1 protein-coding gene is annotated in these 338 nt (G+C 74.0%); it reads left to right on the top strand.

Annotated elements, in window-relative coordinates:
• Positions 1-46: 46 nt before the first annotated feature.
• On the top strand, positions 47-338 hold a 292-nt coding region (locus tag IH13_RS0110075), incomplete at its 3' end, for a CBS domain-containing protein (protein WP_063837423.1).

Raw genomic sequence — 338 nt, 5'->3', positions numbered from 1 at the left:
GCGGGAGCCGGTTCACGGCTCGCCCCCGCAGGAGGTGGCTCCCTTCATGCATGTCCACGACGCCATGAGCACGGTGGTCCTCACCATCGGACCCGCCCACACCCTCCGCCAGGCGGCCCGGCTGATGTCGGCCCGCCGCATCGGAGCCGCCGTCGTCCACGACCCCGACACCTGCGGCCTCGGGATCATCACCGAGCGCGACGTCCTCATCGCGGTGGGGGCCGGGCAGGACCCGGACGTCGAGACCGCCGGCTCCCACACCACCACCGACGTCGTCTTCGCGTCTCCCGCGTGGACCCTCGACGAGGCGGCCGCCGCCATGACGCACGGCGGGGTCC

The sequence above is a fragment of the Streptomyces sp. NRRL WC-3549 genome (assembly GCF_000721935.1).
Taxonomy (GTDB): domain Bacteria; phylum Actinomycetota; class Actinomycetes; order Streptomycetales; family Streptomycetaceae; genus Streptomyces.
Note: the sequence above shows the minus strand (reverse complement) of the source record. Positions and strands in the feature narration are given on the sequence as shown.